At 51.7% G+C, this 14,723-nt stretch carries 13 protein-coding genes; 10 read left to right on the forward strand and 3 right to left on the reverse strand.

Annotated elements, in window-relative coordinates; genetic code table 11:
• Window positions 1-48: 48 nt before the first annotated feature.
• Entirely contained in the window at window positions 49-1,251 is a 1,203-nt protein-coding gene (ackA, locus tag AWR26_RS08120) for an acetate kinase (RefSeq protein WP_064564859.1), read from the reverse strand.
• 339 nt (window positions 1,252-1,590) lie between these two features.
• On the opposite strand from ackA, the gene yfbV reads away from it, so the two are divergent.
• The 4 genes from yfbV to AWR26_RS08140 all read left to right on the forward strand — a co-directional run bounded on the left by yfbV (window position 1,591) and on the right by AWR26_RS08140 (window position 5,289).
• Window positions 1,591-2,046, forward strand: coding sequence for a terminus macrodomain insulation protein YfbV (yfbV, locus tag AWR26_RS08125; RefSeq protein ID WP_043952894.1), 456 nt, complete (start codon window positions 1,591-1,593; stop codon window positions 2,044-2,046).
• 170 nt (window positions 2,047-2,216) lie between these two features.
• A complete protein-coding gene (locus tag AWR26_RS08130; RefSeq protein WP_043952895.1) occupies window positions 2,217-2,711 on the forward strand; it encodes a YfbU family protein in 495 nt (164 codons plus the stop codon).
• Window positions 2,712-2,721: 10 nt separating this feature from the next.
• Window positions 2,722-3,381: a sugar phosphatase gene (locus AWR26_RS08135; RefSeq protein ID WP_064564860.1), complete on the forward strand. Its 660-nt coding sequence runs from the start codon at window positions 2,722-2,724 to the stop codon at window positions 3,379-3,381.
• A gap of 75 nt (window positions 3,382-3,456) precedes the next feature.
• Window positions 3,457-5,289, forward strand: coding sequence for an SLC13 family permease (locus tag AWR26_RS08140; protein WP_064564863.1), 1,833 nt, complete (start codon window positions 3,457-3,459; stop codon window positions 5,287-5,289).
• 37 nt (window positions 5,290-5,326) lie between these two features.
• Here the strand turns inward: AWR26_RS08140 and yfbR are convergent, their stop codons facing one another.
• Together yfbR and AWR26_RS08150 are read right to left on the reverse strand one after the other, a co-directional pair.
• Window positions 5,327-5,926: a 5'-deoxynucleotidase gene (gene yfbR / locus AWR26_RS08145; RefSeq protein ID WP_064564864.1), complete on the reverse strand. Its 600-nt coding sequence runs from the start codon at window positions 5,924-5,926 to the stop codon at window positions 5,327-5,329.
• 80 nt (window positions 5,927-6,006) lie between these two features.
• The gene (locus AWR26_RS08150; protein WP_007371084.1) at window positions 6,007-7,221 is read right to left on the reverse strand and encodes a pyridoxal phosphate-dependent aminotransferase; all 1,215 of its coding nucleotides are present in this window, start codon (window positions 7,219-7,221) and stop codon (window positions 6,007-6,009) included.
• Window positions 7,222-8,171: 950 nt separating this feature from the next.
• Here AWR26_RS08150 and lrhA point away from each other — a divergent pair.
• The 6 genes from lrhA (at window position 8,172) to nuoF (ending at window position 14,596) form a co-directional block, all read left to right on the forward strand.
• Window positions 8,172-9,110 carry a transcriptional regulator LrhA gene (gene lrhA / locus AWR26_RS08155; protein ID WP_064564866.1) on the forward strand — a complete coding sequence of 313 codons (939 nt, stop codon included), beginning with the start codon at window positions 8,172-8,174 and terminating at the stop codon, window positions 9,108-9,110.
• 622 nt (window positions 9,111-9,732) lie between these two features.
• A complete protein-coding gene (gene nuoA / locus AWR26_RS08160; RefSeq protein WP_035889801.1) occupies window positions 9,733-10,176 on the forward strand; it encodes an NADH-quinone oxidoreductase subunit NuoA in 444 nt (147 codons plus the stop codon).
• A 15-nt stretch (window positions 10,177-10,191) separates the two neighbouring features.
• Window positions 10,192-10,866: an NADH-quinone oxidoreductase subunit NuoB gene (nuoB, locus tag AWR26_RS08165; RefSeq protein WP_007371088.1), complete on the forward strand. Its 675-nt coding sequence runs from the start codon at window positions 10,192-10,194 to the stop codon at window positions 10,864-10,866.
• 90 nt (window positions 10,867-10,956) lie between these two features.
• Complete coding sequence (nuoC, locus tag AWR26_RS08170) at window positions 10,957-12,759, forward strand: NADH-quinone oxidoreductase subunit C/D (RefSeq protein ID WP_074922510.1); 1,803 nt, start codon at window positions 10,957-10,959, stop codon at window positions 12,757-12,759.
• A gap of 2 nt (window positions 12,760-12,761) precedes the next feature.
• Complete coding sequence (nuoE, locus tag AWR26_RS08175) at window positions 12,762-13,262, forward strand: NADH-quinone oxidoreductase subunit NuoE (protein WP_007371090.1); 501 nt, start codon at window positions 12,762-12,764, stop codon at window positions 13,260-13,262.
• On the forward strand, window positions 13,259-14,596 hold the full coding sequence (nuoF, locus tag AWR26_RS08180) for an NADH-quinone oxidoreductase subunit NuoF (protein WP_064564868.1): 1,338 nt from the start codon (window positions 13,259-13,261) through the stop codon (window positions 14,594-14,596). The genes nuoE and nuoF overlap by 4 nt, the downstream gene beginning before the upstream one ends.
• Window positions 14,597-14,723: the final 127 nt, after the last annotated feature.

A 14,723-nucleotide genomic window follows, 5' to 3' on the forward strand; every position in this document is an offset into this window, starting at 1 on the left:
GACGGGTTACAAAACAGCACCGCCAGCGTTGGCTGGCGGTGTGGGTAATCAGGCAGTCAGGCGGCTCGCGTCTTGCGCGATAACCAGTTCTTCGTTGGTCGGGATAACAACGGCAGGACGGGTGCCTTCTTTGTTGATAAAACCAGACTTGCCGAAACGGGCAGCCAGGTTACGTTCGTGGTCAACTTCAAAGCCCAGTACGCCCAGACGGCCCAGGGAAAGTTCACGTACCATTGCGGCGTTTTCACCGATACCACCGGTGAAGACAACGGCGTCCAGACGGCCATCCATCAGCGCAGTGTAAGAACCGATGTATTTTGCCAGGCGGTGGCAGTAAACATCCATCGCACGTTTGGCGTCTTCTTTCTCTTTGTAGTTGTCTTCTACATAACGGCAGTCGCTGGTGACTTCGGTCAGACCCAGCAGGCCGGACTCTTTGGTCAGCATTTTGTTGATCGCTTCAACGCTCATGCCCAGAGTGTCATGCAGATGGAACACGATAGCCGGATCGATATCACCGGAACGGGTACCCATTACCAGACCTTCCAGCGGTGTCAGACCCATGGAAGTATCAACACATTTACCGTTGCGAATTGCGGAAACAGAACCACCGTTGCCGAGGTGGCAAGTGATGATGTTCAGCTCTTCAACCGGTTTGTTCAGCATTTTGGCCGCTTCCTGAGTAACATAGAAGTGGCTGGTGCCGTGCGCGCCGTAACGACGTACGCCGTGCTCTTTATACAGTTTGTACGGCAGCGCGTACAGGTAGGACTCTTCCGGCATCGTGGTGTGGAACGCGGTGTCAAAGACAGCGACGTTTTTGTCCTTCAGTTTCGGGAAGGATTTCAGCGCTTCAGCGATACCAATCAGGTGAGCCGGGTTATGCAGCGGTGCGAAAGAGGCTGCATCTTTGATGCCCTGAATAACAGATTCGTCGATCACAACGGAGCTGGTGTATTTTTCACCACCGTGCACGATACGGTGACCAATAGCAGTCAACTGTGCAGACAGTTCTGGTTTTTGTGCCAGAATAGTGTTAACGATAAAGTTCAGCGCTTCACTGTGAGCGGCACCTGCACCTAAAGCCGCTTCTTGTTTACCGCCATCGATTTTCCACTTGATGCGTGCTTCAGGGAGATGGAAACATTCGGCTAAACCAGAAAGGTATTCGTCACCGTTAGATGCATCGATGATGGCAAATTTCAGCGAGGAACTACCGCAGTTCAGAACCAGTACTAACTTACTCGACATGGAAGTACCTATTTATGATACGTGGCTAAAAAAAAGGTCAGTGAGTCGCACAGCGTAGCGCAGGTTGACGCTGACATTTATGATTAACATCATGCTGAATATATTTTTTGGCATGATGGAAGAATACATAAGATTTTAAGCTATTTTGCGCAAATTTCAGACAGTGGCATAATAAGCTTTACATTTGACGACTTAACGATTGTCGTCTATAGGCCCTGGTCAGGCTGCCACAGGATACCTGATACCAGGCGGGATTGACAAAAAATTTTAACGTTGTCATCCGTAGTTGTTGTTTTGCACAAATTTTTTAATTTTTATATGTGAAGTTGAGGTAAGCCCATGTCCACTTCTGAGAATCGACCCGTCAGTTTCTTCAGTTTGTTTCGTCGGGGTCAGCGCTATGCGAAGACCTGGCCCATGGAAAAACGCCTCGCTCCGATGTTTGTTGAGAATCGCGTGATCCGCGCAACGCGTCACGCTATCCGCTTTATGCCGCCGCTCGCGGTCTTCACTCTGTGCTGGCAAATCGCGCTTGGCGGTCAACTTGGCCCGGCAGTGGCGACCGCGCTGTTTGCCCTCAGCCTGCCAATGCAGGGGCTATGGTGGCTGGGTAAACGCTCCGTCACGCCGCTACCGCCTTCCATTTTGCACTGGTTTTACGAAGTGCGCGGCAAACTCCAGGAAGCGGGACAGGCGCTGGCGCCGGTCGAAGGCAAACCTGATTATCAGGCGCTGGCGGACACCCTTAAGCGTGCTTTCAAGCAGTTGGATAAAACATTTCTTGATGATCTGTGACGCCATCAGGAATCGCAGTCTGTATAAAAGAAGGCATCTTTGCGGTGGCTTCTTTTTTATTTTCATTTGGATCTACGCAACACCCCCGGCAAATCAAGAAAGCCATCGTTTTCAGCATGTAAACTCGAAACATCTTATTTAAAGCGCCGATGAGCCACAGGAGTCGAAAGATGGAAATGACTAATGCCCAACGTCTGATCTTATCCAATCAGTATAAAATGATGACCATGATGGATCCGGCGAATGCAGAACGCTACCGCCGTTTACAGACCATTATTGAGCGTGGCTATGGGCTGCAAATGCGCGAACTGGATCGCGAGTTCGGCGAGCTGAAAGAAGAAACCTGCCGCATTGTTATCGATATCATGGAGATGTATCACGCGCTCCATGTCTCCTGGACCAACCTGAAAGACGCCAACACCATCGATGAACGCCGCGTGACTTTCCTTGGCTTTGACGCGGCAACGGAAGCGCGTTACCTCGGCTATGTGCGTTTTATGGTGAATATTGAAGGCCGCTACACCCATTTCGATGCGGGTACGCACGGCTTTAATGCGCAAACGCCAATGTGGGAAAAATATCAGCGCATGCTGAGCGTATGGCACTCCTGCCCGCGTCAGTATCATCTGAGCAGCAACGAAATTAATCAGATTATCAACGCCTGAGGAGGTGAGTGTGCAGTGCAAAGGATTTCTGTTTGATCTTGATGGCACGTTGGTTAATTCTCTGCCCGTTGTTGAGCGGGCATGGTGTAGCTGGGCAGACAGGTTTGGCATCGCGCATGATGAAGTGCTGAATTTCATCCATGGCAAACAGGCGATTACCTCGCTGCGTCACTTTATGCCGGGAAAAACGGAAGAGGAAATTGCCGCCGAGTTTACCTGGCTGGAAGCCATCGAGGCGGCGGATACCGACGGGATCGCCCCGTTGCCGGGCGCTATCGCATTACTGGAGCACCTTGATTCGGCAGGGATTCCTTGGGCGATTGTTACTTCCGGTTCCGTGCCGGTTGCTCACGCCCGTCACCGCGCAGCCGGTCTGCCTGCGCCGGAAGTGTTTATCACCGCCGAGCAGGTTAAGCATGGTAAACCTGCTCCGGATGCTTATCTGCTTGGCGCAGAGCGGCTGGGGCTGGCACCACAGGATTGCGTGGTGGTTGAAGATGCTGCTGCGGGCGTTTTGTCCGGGTTGGCAGCAGGATGCCACGTCATTGCGGTAAATGTTCCGGCCGATTCTCCCCGGCTTGATGAAGCCGATTTCGTGCTTACCAGCCTCGAAGCGCTGAGTGTTGCGAAGCAGTCAGACGGAACGGCGATTGTCACGCTAAATGCCTGAATCCATGATTTAACCCCACATTTGTGGGGTTTTTTATGGCACTATTTCCCCTCCATCAACTGACAAGGATATGTTGTGAACGGTGAACTGATTTGGGTGCTGTGTCTGCTGGCGATTACCGTTGTGCTTTTCGCAACGGGTAAAGTCCGCATGGATGCGGTGGCGCTGTTTGTGATTGTCGCCTTTGTTTTAAGTGGCACACTCACTCTGCCCGAAGCCTTTTCAGGTTTTAGCGATCCCAATGTGATCCTGATTGCCGCACTGTTTATTATCGGCGATGGCCTGGTGCGCACCGGCGTGGCGACGAATATGGGCGCATGGCTGGTTGATATGGCCGGCAGCAGCGAAGTGAAAATGCTGGTGCTGCTCATGTTTACCGTTGCCGGGCTGGGCGCTTTTATGAGTTCTACGGGTGTAGTAGCGATTTTTATACCGGTAGTCATGAGCGTTTCGCTACGCATGCAGATTTCGCCTTCGCGTCTGATGATGCCGCTCAGTTTCGCCGGGCTTATCAGCGGTATGATGACGCTGGTGGCAACGCCGCCTAACCTGGTAGTGAACAGCGAGCTTTTACGAGAAGGCATGAAAGGGTTCGGCTTTTTTAGCGTGACGCCGCTGGGCCTGGTGATCCTGCTGCTGGGGATCATCTATATGCTGCTGATGCGTTTTATGTTGAAAGGGGATGATGAGCAAGCGCAGCGTGACGGTTGGAAACGCCGTTCGTTTCGCGAGCTGATTAAAGAGTACCGCCTTACCGGGCGGGCGCGTCGCCTTGCTATTCGTCCCGGTTCTCCTTTGATCGGCCAGCGCCTTGATGATTTGCGGCTTCGCGAACGCTATGGCGCGAATGTTATTGGCGTTGAACGCTGGAGGCGTTTTCGGCGGGTAATTGTCAACGTCAACGGTGTCTCCGAGTTCCGTGCCCGCGACGTTCTGCTGATTGATATGTCTGCTGCCGAGGTGGATTTGCGCGAATTCTGCGCCGAGCAGTTGCTGGAACCCATGGTGCTGCGCGGTGAATATTTTTCCGATCAAGCGCTGGATGTAGGGATGGCGGAAGTGTCGTTAATTCCGGATTCTGAACTGATAGGTAAGACGGTTCGCGAAATCGGGTTTCGTACCCGTTACGGCTTAAACGTGGTTGGCCTGAAGCGCAACGGCGAAGCGGTTGACGGCGTGATTACGGATATCACACTTGAACTGGGCGATATTTTTCTGGTCGTCGGTAACTGGAAACTGATCCGCCAGTTGGGTTCTCACGGACGCGACTTTGTGGTGCTCAATTTACCGGTTGAAGAGAGCGCCGCTTCGCCCGCTCACAGCCAGGCACCGCATGCGATTTTTTGCCTGGTGCTGATGGTTGCCCTGATGCTTACCGATGAAATTCCCAATCCGATCGCCGCGATTATCGCCTGCATACTAATGGGGAAATTCCGTTGTATCGATGCTGAAAGCGCCTATAAGGCTATTCACTGGCCGAGCATTATTCTGATCGTCGGGATGATGCCGTTTGCGCTGGCGCTGCAAAAAACCGGCGGCGTGGATCTGGTGGTTAAGGGGTTGATGGATATCGGCGGCGGTTATGGGCCGCACGTGATGCTGATCTGCCTGTTTATCATGTGCGCGGTCATCGGGCTGTTTATCTCGAACACCGCGACTGCGGTGCTAATGGCGCCGATTGCGTTGGCGGCGGCAAAATCGATGGGCGTTTCGCCGTACCCATTTGTCATGATGGTGGCAATGGCGGCATCAGCGGCATTCATGACGCCTGTTTCATCACCGGTCAACACACTGGTGCTCGGGCCTGGCAATTACCAGTTTAGTGATTTTGTTAAGATCGGCGTGCCGTTTACGCTGCTGGTGATGGTGGTTTGTGCGGTGCTGATCCCAGTGCTGTTTCCGTTTTGACGCGTTTGCCGGGTGGCGTTCACCCGGCAAAGAATACTTACAGCGGTGAATCCTGGCTGATTTCATCCAGCGATAAATGGAAACTGGGCACAAAGATTTGCATAAAGTAGTCCATTTCCGGGCTGCGCCGGGCATCAAGCGTTTTTTCGAGGCGAGATTTTGCCAGCCCGAATTCATTATTGCCGGCGGATAACTCTTCCAGACATTTCAGATAGGCGCATAGTGCATCTGCCTGTTTCACGATTGCTTTTTCTTCTGCGGTGTAGTGACGTTCATCAATCAGCGGCGCAAAAATGTCCTGTAACTCTTCCGGCACCATTTCGACCAGCTTTTGCTGGGCAATCTTTTCGATCGCTTTATATTCCTGCGCAATTTGCGAATTGAAATACTTGACCGGGGTGGGCAGATCGCCGGTCAGAACTTCCGATGCGTCATGATACATAGCCAGTAACGCAATACGTTCGGCATTGAGCTGACCATTGAATTTGCGGTTTTTTATTGCCGCCAGCGCATGGGCGACCATCGCCACTTGCAGGCTGTGCTCGGACACATTTTCGGTGCGTACGTTGCGCATCAGCGGCCAACGATTGATCAGTTTAAGGCGGGAAAGGTGGGCGAAGAAATGACTCTGACTCATAGTTAACCTTGTCTGTGACTGCGACCTGAGTCATTGTGCGCAGAGAGTGGGGGAAGATGCAAATCCTCCCCCGAGGGAGATCATTGATGATAACCCGAGAGGAAACGGCCAAAACGGCTAATCGCCATCTCCAGATCGTCTTCGCGCGGCAGCGTCACGATACGTACGTGATCCGGCCACGGCCAGTTGAACGCGGAACCCTGCACCAACAGCACTTTTTCCTGTAGCAGGAAGTCGAGCACCATCTTTTGATCGTCGTGAATATTAAAGCGTTTCGCGTCAATTTTCGGGAACATATAGAGTGCGCCGCTTGGCTTCACGCAGGAAACCCCGGGAATTTCATTAATCAGTTCCCATGCGCGGTTGCGCTGTTCATACAGACGCCCGCCCGGCACAATAAATTCACTGATACTCTGGTAACCGCCGAGCGCAGTCTGAATCGCATGCTGTGCCGGAACGTTGGCGCAAAGGCGCATCGAGGCCAGCATTTCCAGCCCTTCGATATAACCTTTCGCGTGTTTTTTCGGCCCGCTCAGCACCATCCAGCCCTGACGGAAACCTGCTACGCGGTAGGTTTTAGACAGACCATTAAAGGTAATAGTGAACAGATCCGGTGCCAGTGCGGCGATAGAGTGGTGCTCGGCCGCATCGTAAAGAATTTTGTCGTAGATCTCATCGGCGAAGATGATCAGGTTGTGCTGACGCGCAATTTCAACCACTTCCATCAACAGTTCTTTTGAATAAACCGCGCCGGTAGGGTTGTTCGGGTTGATAATTACAATACCCCGGGTGCGCGGTGTGATTTTGGCGCGAATATCGTCAAGATCCGGGAACCAGCCAGCAGATTCATCACACAGATAATGCACGGCTTTACCACCGGAAAGCGACACGGCCGCTGTCCACAGCGGGTAATCCGGGGCGGGAACCAGCATTTCGTCACCGCTGTTAAGCAGCGCCTGCATCGACTGAACGATCAATTCAGAAACACCGTTACCAATATAGATATCTTCAACGGTCACTTCGCGCATACCGCGCGCCTGATAGTGCTGCATGATCGCTTTGCGGGCTGAATAAAGCCCTTTGGAATCGCAATAGCCCTGCGCGCCTGGCAGGTTACGAATCACATCGACCAAAATTTCATCCGGCGCTTCGAAGCCGAATGGAGCAGGGTTGCCGATGTTAAGTTTAAGAACTTTATTGCCTTCTTCTTCCAGACGCTTTGCTTCTTTCAGAACTGGGCCACGAATGTCGTAACAGACATTATCTAATTTGCTGGATTTTTCGATGGAGGACATGAACCTTTTGACCTTTTAGCTATGGGAGCCACTGCCTGCCGTGGAGTGAGCACGGAATAATGTACTCCCACGCCCGTCAGTTTTGAAGGGTTAGCAGAAGAAGATTTCGCGGTAACTTTCTTATTAGTTAACGTTTTTTTAACTGTTTTCTTTTATTTTTTCTTTGATCTTAAACTGCCTTTACGTTAATTTTCAGTTTTTAATATCACAAATACATAAAAAATTGTAATTTATAGCTAATAAAGACCTCTTGGTTAGTGCGGGTTTAAAAAAGAAGTACGTAAACAGACAGAGAATTCTTCGCAAAATCTGGATGATGGCGAGATGGGATCATACATTTCGTCAGAGGGGAATGTTTATGCTGTAAACACAATGTTAAGCATTATTAATAGTTAGACCGGTTGTCAATTAGTAGCTAATTAATATTGAGAATGGGAACTATGTTCGTCTCTAATATTATAACGAGAGGTCGGACATGATGACAATTGCGGTTTAAGATTATTCGCAATAATGCTTATAAATATAAAGGTTTTAGGTTAAACTCGGAGGGCAAGAAATGGTGCTGAAGTGAAAAGCCATGCTTTAGTTAAGGGCTATTTCTTAATTTTAGTTGGTTGTTATTATTCGGTTTTACTCCAGTCCGCTTATATAGCCTTATGGTATATGATACATGTGCTATGTATAGCCAGTGATGTGCATAAACAGGTTCTTTTCTTAAAAGCATTCGCAAGGTTTACCACGGTTTATATATCCAGAAGGAATGGAGCATGCGAAATAAAGCCAATGGGTTCAGCTTGCATTAGACAGCGAACTATAAACACGAGAACTTACTGTCAGACTTTGATGAGTCATGACGTTGCTGGATGCACTTTTTAAATGGAATTACTTAATCTTACGAGCACAGCATAAACCCGGGGCACTCTGCGCGAGCAACCCGTAAGTGAAAAAATATGATAAATGCAAATCGTCCGATACTGAATCTCGACCTCGATCTGCTGAGAACTTTCGTTGCGGTCGCTGATCTGAACACCTTTGCTGCGGCTGCTGCTGCGGTATGTCGCACCCAGTCTGCCGTAAGCCAGCAAATGCAGCGGCTGGAACAGTTAGTGGGAAAAGAACTTTTTGCGCGTCATGGGCGTAATAAACTTTTAACCGAACACGGTATTCAATTACTGGGTTATGCGCGAAAGATCTTACGTTTCAATGATGAAGCGTGTACATCGCTGATGTTTAGCAATTTGCAGGGCGTATTAACTATTGGCGCTTCTGACGAATCAGCCGATACCATTTTGCCTTTCTTGCTTAATCGTATTAGCTCGGTATATCCGAAACTGGCGCTGGATGTGCGCGTGAAGCGCAACCCGTTATCCGACGATCGTCTTCAGGATCATGACCTCGATCTGGTGGTAACAACGCATCGCTACGGGCAGTTTGATTGCCTGACGTTACGTACATCCCCTACGCACTGGTACTGTTCGGCGGAATATGTTCTGCAGAAAGGTGAGGCCATTCCACTTGTGTTGTTGGATGAACCCAGTGCGTTTCGCGACATGGTGATTAATGCACTCAATACTGCCGATATTCCCTGGCGCATGGCTTATGTGGCATCAACGCTTTCGGCCGTGAAAGCAGCAGTGAAAGCCGGGCTTGGTGTCACCGCGCGCCCTGTTGAAATGATGAGTCCGGATTTGCGGGTTTTAAGTCGCGCCGATGGCCTGCCGTTGTTACCTGATACGGAATATCTGCTGGGCTATAATCCCCATAGCCAGAATGAACTGGCGCAGGTTATTTTTCAGGCGATGGAGCATTACCAGAACCCGTGGCATTACGGGAACCTTGGGTCTGAAGAAGACGGGGATCCGCTCATCGTTGAAGGGGATTTTGGCTAACATTTTGCGCCAAAACTGGTAACAAAATGTGAGTGCAAAAATGAACCGCTGGCAGTGAAATCGCTGCCACTGGTTCGTTTTATATCGGAACATTTCCCGGATGAATTATTGACTCACTAAATCACATTTCCTTTCAAGAAGTTAATACTCCTCACAGCAATATACCCCTTTATCAACTATAGTCTTTCATGCCTTAAGCTCATGTTAAAAATCAAGCTGGATTGTTGCCGTTTTTTGCGATGAATTAACAAAAGCGTGTCTCAGATCAAGAAAATACTCCCAATGAGGGGGAGGAATCCGGACAAAATCCTGTCAAAATAAGCGGGTAATATCCGGAAAAGCTCACAACGGACACGATTCAACACCTGGTTTTTTCGTGGGTATGTTTGAGGCCGATCAAGAAAACGGCACTAAATGTTAATGAATTGCTGCCGATGTAAACTAATGTGAGGAAACCTTTGTTAAAGTTGACAAAAGGTTATAGAAAGGAGTAAAACCCACATCGTTTAGCTGTTTTCGCCTTTTTCACAGTTAATGTGTGGTTTTATTCCTCCCCGTGAATCGATGTGGCGTCATCTGCCAGCAAGAGCAGAGGTATTAACGCTACCTTTTGAGTTAAGCAATGCGTATGTCAACATCCACTGAAATCATCGCTCATCACTGGGCATTCGCTATCTTTCTTATTGTCGCCATAGGGCTTTGTTGCCTGATGCTGGTCGGCGGTCGTTTTTTAGGCGGCCGCGCACGCGCAAGGCACAAAAACGTTCCTTTCGAATCCGGTATCGATTCTGTCGGTTCCGCGCGCTTACGTCTCTCCGCCAAGTTCTACCTGGTGGCCATGTTCTTCGTCATCTTCGATGTGGAAGCGCTTTACCTTTATGCATGGTCAACCTCCATTCGCGAGAGTGGTTGGGTCGGTTTTGTCGAAGCTGCAATTTTTATTTTAGTGCTGTTGGCTGGTCTGGTTTATCTGGTGCGTATTGGCGCGCTGGATTGGACGCCCGTGCGTTCGCGCCGTGAGCATATCAACCCAGAGACTGGCAGCTACACTGATCGTCAACGCTAACCGCGAGGCAATAAGATGGATTATACGCTCACCCGCATAGATCCTAACGGTGAGAACGACCGTTACCCCCTGCAAAAACAGGAGATCGTAACCGACCCCCTGGAACAAGAAATCAACCGTAGCGTTTACATGGGCAAACTCGAAAATGCCCTGCACGATATGGTGAACTGGGGCCGTAAAAACTCAATTTGGCCATATAACTTTGGTCTGTCGTGCTGCTATGTAGAGATGGTGACCTCCTTTACGGCCGTCCACGACGTCGCGCGTTTTGGTGCGGAAGTACTGCGTGCTTCTCCTCGCCAGGCGGACCTGATGGTTGTCGCCGGGACCTGCTTTACCAAAATGGCGCCAGTCATTCAGCGTCTTTATGACCAGATGCTGGAACCAAAGTGGGTTATCTCGATGGGAGCCTGCGCGAACTCTGGCGGTATGTACGACATCTACTCTGTCGTGCAGGGCGTCGATAAATTTATCCCGGTGGATGTTTACATCCCTGGCTGCCCGCCGCGCCCTGAAGCGTATATGCAGGCGCTGATGTTGTTACAGGAATCGATTGGTAAAGAACGTCGTCCTCTCTCCTGGGTGGTTGGCGATCAGGGCGTTTACCGCGCCAATATGCAGTCGGAACGCGACCGTAAGCGTGGAGAACGCATTGCCGTTACCAATCTGCGTACGCCGGACGAGATTTAATGTGCGCCTGTGGGTAATGGAAAAGAACTTCGCATTTCAATAATCCAATAACGCGAAGCCATACCCGACAGTCACCACGGACCCTTTGCAATGGTGAACAATATGACCGATTTAACCGCGCAAGAAGCTGCATGGCAGACTCGGGATCATCTGGATGATCCGGTCATTGGCGAATTGCGCAACCGTTTTGGGCCGGATGCCTTTACTGTTCAGGCGACCCGTACCGGGGTACCCGTAGTTTGGGTGAAGCGTGAGCAATTGCTGGAAGTTGGCGATTTCCTGAAGAAGCTGCCGAAACCTTATGTCATGCTGTTCGATCTGCACGGCATGGACGAGCGTCTACGTACACACCGCGCCGGTTTACCCGCCGCGGATTTTTCCGTTTTCTATCACCTGATTTCGATCGATCGCAACCGCGACATCATGCTCAAGGTGGCGCTTTCTGAAAACGATCTGAACGTGCCGACGTTTACCAAACTCTTCCCCAACGCCAACTGGTACGAGCGTGAAACCTGGGAAATGTTTGGCGTTAATTTTAACGGTCACCCGCACCTGACGCGCATCATGATGCCGCAGACCTGGACGGGACATCCGCTGCGTAAAGATTACCCGGCGCGCGCCACCGAATTCGATCCGTTTGAGCTGACCAAAGCCAAGCAGGATTTAGAAATGGAAGCGCTGACCTTTAAGCCGGAAGATTGGGGGATGAAGCGCGGCACCGACAATGAGGACTTTATGTTCCTCAACCTCGGTCCGAACCACCCGTCTGCGCACGGTGCTTTCCGCATTATCCTGCAACTCGACGGCGAAGAAATTGTCGACTGTGTACCGGATATCGGTTACCACCACCGCGGTGCGGAAAAAATGGGCGAGCGTCAATCCTGGCACAGCTACATTCCTTATACCGACCGTATTGAGTACCTCGGTGGCTGCGTTAACGAAATGCCGTATGTGCTGGCGGTCGAGAAACTGGCGGGGATCACCGTACCGGATCGCGTCAACGTGATTCGCGTGATGCTCTCTGAACTGTTCCGCATCAACAGCCACCTGCTTTATATCTCCACCTTTATTCAGGACGTGGGCGCAATGACCCCGGTGTTCTTTGCCTTTACCGATCGGCAGAAAATCTACGATCTGGTGGAAGCGATTACCGGTTTCCGTATGCATCCGGCCTGGTTCCGTATTGGCGGCGTAGCGCACGATCTGCCGCGCGGCTGGGATCGTTTGCTGCGCGAATTCCTCGACTGGATGCCAAAACGTCTGGCCTCTTATGAGAAAGCAGCGCTGCGTAACACCATTCTGAAAGGCCGCTCGCAGGGTGTTGCCGCTTACGGCGCGAAAGAAGCGCTGGAGTGGGGCACTACCGGCGCGGGTCTGCGTGCGACCGGCATCAACTTTGACGTGCGCAAAGCGCGTCCATACTCCGGCTATGAAAACTTCGACTTTGAAGTCCCGGTGGGCGGTGGCGTCAGCGACTGCTATACCCGTGTGATGCTGAAAGTGGAAGAGCTGCGCCAGAGCCTGCGTATTCTTGAGCAGTGTCTTAACAATATGCCGGAAGGTCCGTTCAAAGCGGATCATCCGCTGACGACGCCGCCGCCGAAAGAGCGCACGCTGCAACATATCGAAACCCTGATTACTCACTTCCTGCAGGTTTCGTGGGGCCCGGTAATGCCGGCCAACGAATCCTTCCAGATGATTGAGGCAACCAAGGGTATTAACAGTTACTACCTGACCAGCGACGGCAGCACCATGAGCTACCGCACGCGCGTACGCACGCCGAGCTTTGCGCATTTGCAGCAAATTCCGTCGGCGATCCGCGGTAGCCTGGTATCCGACCTGATCGTCTATCTGGGTAGTATCGATTTTGTTATGTCAGATGTGGACCGCTAATTATGCACGAGAATCAACAACCACAAACCGAGGCTTTTGAGCTGAGTGCGGCAGAGCGTGAGGCAATTGAGCACGAAAAGCACCACTACGAAGACCCGCGTGCGGCGTCCATTGAAGCGCTGAAGATTGTTCAGAAGCAGCGTGGCTGGGTGCCGGACGGCGCGATTTACGCCATTGCTGATGTTCTGGGGATCCCGGCGAGTGATGTCGAAGGCGTGGCAACGTTTTACAGCCAGATCTTCCGTCAGCCAGTTGGCCGCCACGTGATCCGCTATTGCGACAGCGTGGTTTGCCATATCACCGGTTATCAGGGCATTCAGTCGGCGATTGAAAGCCACCTGAAGATCAAGCCGGGCCAGACCACTTTCGACGGCCGCTTTACGCTGCTGCCGACCTGCTGTCTGGGCAACTGCGATAAAGGGCCGAACATGATGATCGATGAGGACACTCACGCGCATCTGACTCCGGAAGGCATTCCCGAACTGCTGGAGCGGTATAAATGAAAACAGTTATCCGTACTCCCGAAACTCATCCGCTGACCTGGCGGCTGCGTGACGACAAGCAGCCGGTCTGGCTCGATGAATACCAGAGCAAAAATGGTTATGCCGGTGCGCGTAAAGCGCTCTCCGGTATGGCGCCGGACGAAATCGTCAACGCGGTAAAAGATTCCGGCCTGAAAGGTCGTGGCGGCGCGGGCTTCTCCACCGGTCTGAAGTGGAGCCTGATGCCGAAAGACGAATCCATGAACATCCGTTACCTGCTGTGTAACGCCGATGAAATGGAGCCTGGCACCTACAAAGACCGCCTGTTGATGGAGCAGTTGCCGCACCTGCTGGTGGAAGGCATGCTGATTTCCGCCTTTGCGCTGAAAGCTTACCGTGGCTACATCTTCCTGCGTGGCGAATATATTGAAGCAGCGGTGCATCTGCGTCGCGCCATTGCCGAAGCGACCGAAGCGGGTTTGCTGGGTAAAAATATCCTCGGTAGCGGCTTCGATTTCGAACTCTTTGTTCACACCGGTGCAGGGCGTTATATCTGCGGTGAAGAAACGGCGCTGATTAACTCACTGGAAGGCCGCCGCGCGAACCCGCGCTCCAAGCCGCCATTCCCGGCAAGCTCCGGCGTATGGGGTAAACCGACTTGTGTCAACAACGTCGAAACCCTGTGCAACGTGCCAGCCATTCTGGCTAACGGCGTTGAGTGGTATCAGAACATTTCGACCAGCAAAGATGCCGGCACCAAGCTGATGGGCTTCTCCGGCCGCGTGAAAAACCCGGGCCTGTGGGAACTGCCGTTCGGTACAACCGCGCGTGAAATTCTCGAAGATTACGCCGGTGGCATGCGCGATGGCCTGAAATTCAAAGCCTGGCAGCCAGGCGGTGCAGGTACAGACTTCCTGACCGAAGCGCACCTTGATCTGCCAATGGAATTCGAAAGCATCGGTAAAGCGGGTAGCCGTCTGGGAACGGCGCTGGCGATGGCCGTCGATCATGAGATTGGCATGGTGTCGCTGGTGCGCAACCTGGAAGAGTTTTTCGCCCGCGAATCCTGCGGCTGGTGTACGCCGTGCCGTGACGGTCTGCCGTGGAGCGTAAAAATTCTGCGCGCGCTGGAGCGTGGAGAAGGCCAGCCTGGGGACATCGAGACACTTGAGCAACTGTGTCGGCAACTTGGGCCGGGCAAAACCTTCTGCGCGCATGCGCCGGGTGCGGTTGAACCCTTACAGAGCGCGATTAAATATTTCCGCGAAGAATTCGAAGCGGGCATTAAACAGCAATTCAGCAATACCCATGCGATTGGCGGTATCCAGCCAAACTTGCTGAAAGCGCGCTGGTAATTGGGGTCACTCGCCTGGGCGAGGCCGGAAACAAATTTTGATTAATACCTGAGAAAGACCCGCAATCTTCGTGATGTAACAACGCTGCTACGGCGCGAAGGACAAAGGTTATTCAGGCCAACTGGAA

Source organism: Kosakonia oryzae, assembly GCF_001658025.2.
Lineage (GTDB): Bacteria > Pseudomonadota > Gammaproteobacteria > Enterobacterales > Enterobacteriaceae > Kosakonia > Kosakonia oryzae.

Bases quoted from the DNA above. Each gene is read 5' to 3' on its own strand.
- ackA (WP_064564859.1), bottom strand. From the start codon at position 1,251: ATGTCGAGTAAGTTAGTACTGGTTCTGAACTGCGGTAGTTCCTCGCTG.
- yfbV (WP_043952894.1), top strand. From the start codon at position 1,591: ATGTCCACTTCTGAGAATCGACCCGTCAGTTTCTTCAGTTTGTTTCGT.
- AWR26_RS08130 (WP_043952895.1), top strand. From the start codon at position 2,217: ATGGAAATGACTAATGCCCAACGTCTGATCTTATCCAATCAGTATAAA.
- yfbR (WP_064564864.1), bottom strand. From the start codon at position 5,926: ATGAGTCAGAGTCATTTCTTCGCCCACCTTTCCCGCCTTAAACTGATC.
- AWR26_RS08150 (WP_007371084.1), bottom strand. From the start codon at position 7,221: ATGTCCTCCATCGAAAAATCCAGCAAATTAGATAATGTCTGTTACGAC.
- lrhA (WP_064564866.1), top strand. From the start codon at position 8,172: ATGATAAATGCAAATCGTCCGATACTGAATCTCGACCTCGATCTGCTG.
- nuoA (WP_035889801.1), top strand. From the start codon at position 9,733: ATGCGTATGTCAACATCCACTGAAATCATCGCTCATCACTGGGCATTC.
- nuoB (WP_007371088.1), top strand. From the start codon at position 10,192: ATGGATTATACGCTCACCCGCATAGATCCTAACGGTGAGAACGACCGT.
- nuoC (WP_074922510.1), top strand. From the start codon at position 10,957: ATGGTGAACAATATGACCGATTTAACCGCGCAAGAAGCTGCATGGCAG.
- nuoE (WP_007371090.1), top strand. From the start codon at position 12,762: ATGCACGAGAATCAACAACCACAAACCGAGGCTTTTGAGCTGAGTGCG.
- nuoF (WP_064564868.1), top strand. From the start codon at position 13,259: ATGAAAACAGTTATCCGTACTCCCGAAACTCATCCGCTGACCTGGCGG.